Here is a 1577-nt window from a genome sequence, read left to right as displayed (position 1 = left end):
CGCGTGATGCTAAACTGATGGGGAGTGATGTTACTGTTCATTGTCTGATGTATTTTGTCGTTTTTGTAATCCAAAATGATAGCGGTACCACACCCGTTCATGGACGTAATAGAGCAGCATTTTTGTGAGCAATTCGGCTACTCCTATCTGAACACCTATCCATGGGTTGCCGGTAATCAGCCAGGAAATCAGCATCGTGTCCATCGTTCCCACTACCCGCCAGGTGACGGTTTTAGCGAGGTGGCGTTTTCGACTTTCCTGAAGGATGCCTTCCTTGCTGATATTGATTTTAAACCAGACCCGTTCGTGAAGGTAATACAACAGCATTTTTGTGAGTACCTCAGCCACACCAATCTTTAAACCTGTTAATGGATTTCCGGAAATGATCCACGCCAGTAACATGGTATCCAAAGTACCGACTATGCGCCAGGTAATCGCTTTTACTATATGTCTTTTATGGGAGGGGTCACTCATGGCTTACCAAAAAATGATTGTTTAAGAGGTTTTCTTTGTTGTAACGCATTTCCGTTCCTGTGGTTATATCCTGAACACCAATGCCCACTGCACTGCAAATGGCATGGCCTGCAGCAGTATCCCATTCCATCGTGGGTGCAAACCGCGGGTAAACATCGGCTGCTCCTTCAGCAAGCATGCAAAGTTTGAGTGAGCTGCCTTTGGAAACGATTTCGATTTCTTTTCCTGTGCCTTTCAACTGTTCAACGTAATTAAGAGTCGCCTCATTCATATGAGAACGACTTCCTACCACCCTTATTTTTCCGGGGATGGATTGTGGTGCTATTGGTGTCGCTTTCGCGAAAAGTGTTTTGATGTCTGACTCTTCTTCCACAGTTACCCTAAATGCTTTGCCCTCTTCAACCACTGCATAGTAAAGTGAGTTTTCAGCAGGTACCAGTATGACACCCATCACGGGTTTGCCATGTTCTATCAGGGCTATATTGACGGTAAATTCGTCGTTCTTTTTGATGAACTCCTTGGTTCCATCCAATGGGTCAACAATCCAACAACGGTTCCAAGCCTTGCGTTGTGAGTAAGGCAGTTGCTTGTTCTCCTCACTGATGATGGGAATGGCTGTTTGGCTGAGCAGATCAACAATCACCGTGTTGGCAGCCTGATCGGCTGCCGTAAGCGGGGAGGCATCGTCTTTGTATTCCACCTCAAAATCGCGGGCATAGATTTGCATAATTTCTTTTCCGGCGAGCAGGGCTGCTTCTATGGCAGTATTGAGGAGGTTGTTCATTGGTGTATTGATTTATGACAAATGTATTATTTTCTGATGTTTTTTGAGGGTGATTGTGGAGTAATCTTGGTTTTTGTTATCAATTTTGTGAAGGCAACAATACCGTCAAATGATTTACAGGTAATTTGAATGTTTTTTAGAAATATGTGACGCTACAAATATATGACCCCGATGGGGTCAGTGCTTTGTTTGTTTCTGCTACTACAAATATATGACCCCGCTGGGGTCAGTGCTTTGTTTGTTTCTGCTACTACAAATATATGACCCCGATGGGGTCAGAATATGATCTTGAAATGCATTGCTACAAATATATGACCCC

Annotated in this window: 2 protein-coding genes; both read right to left on the bottom strand. The window is 44.1% G+C overall.

The window, feature by feature from the left end; translation table 11 throughout:
- Positions 1-30 precede the first annotated feature (30 nt).
- On the bottom strand, positions 31-474 hold the full coding sequence (locus AACY61_RS13525; protein ID WP_339612110.1) for a DUF2061 domain-containing protein: 444 nt from the start codon (positions 472-474) through the stop codon (positions 31-33).
- Positions 467-1258, bottom strand: a complete 792-nt coding sequence (gene cysQ, locus AACY61_RS13520; RefSeq protein ID WP_339612109.1) for a 3'(2'),5'-bisphosphate nucleotidase CysQ — start codon at positions 1256-1258, stop codon at positions 467-469. Before cysQ ends, AACY61_RS13525 begins: the two co-directional genes overlap by 8 nt.
- Positions 1259-1577 lie beyond the last annotated feature (319 nt).

The organism is uncultured Planktosalinus sp., assembly GCF_963973675.1.
GTDB lineage: Bacteria > Bacteroidota > Bacteroidia > Flavobacteriales > Flavobacteriaceae > Planktosalinus.
This window is presented reverse-complemented; position numbering and strand designations above follow the sequence as displayed.

Bases quoted from the DNA above. Each gene is read 5' to 3' on its own strand.
- cysQ (WP_339612109.1), bottom strand. From the start codon at position 1,258: ATGAACAACCTCCTCAATACTGCCATAGAAGCAGCCCTGCTCGCCGGA.
- AACY61_RS13525 (WP_339612110.1), bottom strand. From the start codon at position 474: ATGAGTGACCCCTCCCATAAAAGACATATAGTAAAAGCGATTACCTGG.